Annotated in this window: 3 protein-coding genes and 2 pseudogenes; 1 reads left to right on the forward strand and 4 read right to left on the reverse strand. The window is 66.9% G+C overall.

From position 1 onward, the window contains the following. The coding region (locus tag VTU_RS25345) for a penicillin acylase family protein (RefSeq protein WP_010100261.1) at window positions 1–273 on the forward strand (273 nt) is incomplete at its 5' end. Between the two features lie 63 nt (window positions 274–336). Here the strand turns inward: VTU_RS25345 and VTU_RS0102100 are convergent. The 4 genes and pseudogenes from VTU_RS0102100 to VTU_RS25350 all read right to left on the reverse strand — a co-directional run. After that, a pseudogene (locus VTU_RS0102100) lies at window positions 337–1,610 on the reverse strand (acyl-CoA dehydrogenase family protein). Between the two features lie 55 nt (window positions 1,611–1,665). Beyond that, a complete protein-coding gene (locus VTU_RS0102105; protein ID WP_010100265.1) occupies window positions 1,666–2,751 on the reverse strand; it encodes a phosphotransferase in 1,086 nt (361 codons plus the stop codon). A 24-nt stretch (window positions 2,752–2,775) separates the two neighbouring features. Next, entirely contained in the window at window positions 2,776–3,492 is a 717-nt protein-coding gene (locus tag VTU_RS0102110) for a Crp/Fnr family transcriptional regulator (RefSeq protein WP_029554025.1), read from the reverse strand. Window positions 3,493–3,642: 150 nt separating this feature from the next. Next, window positions 3,643–3,967: pseudogene (locus tag VTU_RS25350) on the reverse strand (DNA repair protein RadA); the annotation flags it as partial.

Below are 3,967 nucleotides of genomic sequence, written 5' to 3' on the forward strand. Positions count from 1 at the left end.
CCCGGAGACGCATACACCGTGAACGCGGGAAAGTACGACGCGGACCAAGACCAGCCGTTCGTCAACCGCCACGCGGCCTCGCTGCGCGCGGTCTACGACCTCGCGGACCTGGAGCGCTCGCTCTTCATCTACCAAAGTGGCCAGAGCGGGCTGGTGTTCTCGCCCCGCTACCGCGACATGCGCGCCGCCTGGGCCCAGGGGGGCTACCGCGCGCTGCAACTCCGGCCGGAGCGCTGGGCGCACGCGCTGACCTTGGCGCCGGCTGGGCAGTGACAAACCCATCCTGATGCCGGCTGCGCAAGCAAGCGGCCCGCCGGCCGCGGCCTCGATCCCCGATCAACAGCCGCGCGTCACCGGCATGGCGGCGGCGTGTCCATCGGCGCCGTAGCGGCCAAGCTCCCACTTCGCGATCGCGTTGCGGTGCACCTCGTCCGGACCATCGGCAAAGCGCAGCGTGCGCGCATGCACGTAGGCGTAGGCCAGGGGGAAGTCGTCGCACATGCCGCCGCCGCCGTGCGCCTGGATGGCCCAGTCGATGACCTGGCAGGCCATGTTCGGTGCGACCACCTTGATCATGGCGATTTCGGTCTTGGCGGCCTTGTTGCCCGCCACGTCCATCAACCAGGCGGCCTTGAGCGTGAGCAGGCGGGCCATGTCGATCTTGCAACGCGCTTCGGCGATGCGCTCCTGCGTCACGGTCTGCTGCGCCACCGTCCGGCCAAAGGCGGTGCGCGACGCGGCGCGCTTGCACATCAGTTCCAGCGCGCGTTCGGCCATGCCGATCAGGCGCATGCAGTGGTGGATGCGGCCCGGACCCAGGCGGCCCTGGGCAATCTCGAAGCCGCAGCCCTCGCCGAGCAGGATGTTGCCGACGGGAACGCGCACGCCGTCGAACAGCATTTCCACATGGCCGTGCGGTGCGTCGTCGTAGCCCAGCACGTTGAGCGGGCGGACGATGGTGATTCCCTTGGCGTCCGCAGGCACCAGCAGCATGCTCTGCTGCGCATGCCGGGGCGCGTCGGGGTTCGTCCTGCCCATGGTCACGAACACCGCGCAGCGCGGGTCGGCAGCGCCGGAGATCCACCACTTGTGGCCGTCGATCACGTACTCGTCGCCCTGGCGCTCGATCCGGGTGGCGATGTTCGTTGCGTCGCTGGACGCCACCTCGGGCTCGGTCATGGCGAATGCGGAGCGGATCCGGCCTTCGAGCAGGGGCCCGAGCCAGCGGACCTTGCTGGCATCGTCGCCGTAGCGCGCAATGGTTTCCATGTTTCCCGTGTCCGGCGCCGAGCAGTTGAAAACCTCGCTGGCCCAGGGCACACGGCCCATGATTTCGGCCAGCGGCGCGTATTCCTGGTTCGTGAGTCCGGCGCCTTCGTAGCCCAAGACGGTGGCGCTGTCGATCGGCAGGAACAGGTTCCACAGGTCGGCAGCCCGGGCCTTGGGTTTGAGGTGTTCGATCGTGGCCAGCGCCGACCAGCGCTTGCCGGCTGCGGTGTTGGCCGCCAGTTCGGCGCTGTACGTGGCTTCTGCGGGGTAGATGTGCTCGTCCATGAACTGGAGCAGTCGGGCCCGCAGTTCCCGGGTCTTGGGGAGTAATCAAAGTCCATGGCTTGCCTCCAACAAAAAATCCGTGCGGCCGGGGTGCGCAGATTGCGCTCACCGTCAGCCGCGTTGTGCGAACGACCAAGCCAGTTGCGCCATGGGCCGCGCCCCCTCTCCCGATGCCTTGGCCTGGGCGCTGGATGCGGTGCCGGCCTCGACGCGCTTGGCTATGCCCTGCAAGATGGCGGCGACGCGGAACATGCCGTAGGCGAGGTAGAAGTTCCAGTCGGCGCGCAACGCCTCGGGGGTGGCCATTTTCGTGCGTTCGCAGTAGCGCTGGATGTAGTCGTTTTCACTGGGGATGCCGAGTGCGGCCAGGTCCTGCCCCGCGATCCCGCGGCCCAGCGCGGGGGGAACATGCCAGGCCATGCAGTGGTAGCCCAAGTCGGCCAGCGGGTGGCCCAGCGTGGACAGTTCCCAGTCGAGCACGGCGATGATGCGCGGCTCGCCGGGGTGGAACATGAGGTTGTCCAGCCGGAAGTCGCCATGCACGATGGACACTTGGTTCTCGTCGCGCGCGCTGGCGGGCATGTGCGCGGGCAGCCATTGCATGAGCCGGTCCATCTCTTCGATGGGCTGCGTGATGGAAGCCAGGTACTGCTTGCTCCAGCGGCCGATCTGCCGGGCAAAGTAGTTGCCGGGTTTGCCGTAGCTGGCCAGGCCCCGGTCCGCGAATTTCACCGTGTGCAGCGCTGCGAGCACACGGTTCATCTCGTCGTAGATGGCGCTGCGCTGCGCCGGCGCCATGCCGGGCAGGGATTGGTCCCAGAGCACGCGGCCCTGCATGCACTCCATCACGTAGAAGGTGCGGCCAATGACCGATTCGTCCTCGCACAGCACATGCATGCGCGGCACCGCAACGTCCGTTCCATGCAGGCCGCGCATCACGGTAAATTCGCGTTCGATGGCGTGCGCCGAGGGCAGGAGTTGGGCCGCCGCAGCGGGCTTGGCGCGCAGCACGTAACTCGCGCCGGGGGTGATGAGCTTGTAGGTGGGGTTGGACTGCCCGCCCTTGAACATCTCCACCGCCAACGGGCCGCAGAAGCCCTGCATGTTCCGCGTGAGCCAGGCCGTGAGTGCGCCGACGTCGAAAGCATGCCGATCGGCCACCGGACGGGTGCCGACGAAATGGTCAAAGTGGCTCATTGCGGCGAGCGGTTCGGCGCGGGCTCAGCTGGTTCCGGCAAGGCGCTCCAGGGCTTGGCGATCGCGCACCACCAGACTGCTCCACTCGATGCGGAGGATCTCCTCGCGCTCCATGAACTTGAGCTCCTGGTTCACCCGCTGACGCGATGCACCCAGCAACTGGGCCAGATCTTCCTGCGCCAACTGCAGGCTGATGCGCAACTCGCGGCGCTCGGGCAGGATCGGTACGCCGTAGCTGCGCGTCAGGTACACGAGCTGCTTGGCCAGACGTGCGCGCAGGGGCAGGGTATTGAGGTCCTCCACCAGGCTGTAGAGCTGGCGGATGCGCCTTGCTTGCAAGCGCAGCAAGGCCTCGTAGAGCTCGGGATGATCGGACAGGATTTTCCGAAAATCCTCCTTGGGCACGCACAGGAGCGAGGTATCGCCCTGCGCGTAGGCGTCGTGCGTGCGCCGATCCCCGTCGAAGATCGCCACGTCGCCGAACCAGATGCCGGGCTCCAGGTATGTCAGCGTGATCTGCCGGCCCGAGGGGGTCGTAGAGCACACCCGCACCGCACCCCTGGCGCAAGCGACCCACTCCACGGGCGGATTCCCGCGTGCGGCAATGAGCACGCCGTCCCGAAAGCGTTTGACGTGTGAACATCGGAGGATGTCGTGGCGTAGCGAAGCAGAAAGAGATGCAAACCAGCGACCTGAATTGATCGCTTCACGTTCGTCAATTGTAAGAATCGGATCGTCCATAGCCTGTCTTTTTCGTGACTGGAAAATTGCCAATTGTCATGTAAGGGATGCTTCGCGCTGCGTCCCCGGGGCGTCACCCGCTCTTGTACCACGGCAGCCCTGCATTCCGGTGCAAGGACGCGATCTGCGGATGCTCTGCCAGTGAATCGATCAGCCCAGACCGCGCACCACGTCCAGGGCCTCTTCCACCCGCTCCACCGCGTGAATGCTCAGCCCCGGCACCGGTTTCTTGGGCGCGTTCGCCCGCGGCACCACGGCCGTGCAAAAGCCCAGCTTGGCGGCTTCCTTGAGGCGCTCCTGACCCCGCGGCGCAGGCCGGACCTCTCCCGCCAGTCCGACCTCGCCAAACGCGAGAAAGCCCCGCGGAAGCGCCTTGCCGCGCAGGCTGGAGGTGATGGACAGGAGCACGGCCAGGTCGGCGGCGGGCTCGCTGATGCGCACCCCGCCCACGGCGTTGACGAACACGTCCTGGTCC

This window comes from Verminephrobacter aporrectodeae subsp. tuberculatae At4, assembly GCF_000193225.1.
In the GTDB taxonomy this organism is placed as follows: domain Bacteria; phylum Pseudomonadota; class Gammaproteobacteria; order Burkholderiales; family Burkholderiaceae_C; genus Acidovorax; species Acidovorax aporrectodeae.

Bases quoted from the DNA above. Each gene is read 5' to 3' on its own strand.
- VTU_RS0102110 (WP_029554025.1), bottom strand. From the start codon at position 3,492: ATGGACGATCCGATTCTTACAATTGACGAACGTGAAGCGATCAATTCA.
- VTU_RS0102105 (WP_010100265.1), bottom strand. From the start codon at position 2,751: ATGAGCCACTTTGACCATTTCGTCGGCACCCGTCCGGTGGCCGATCGG.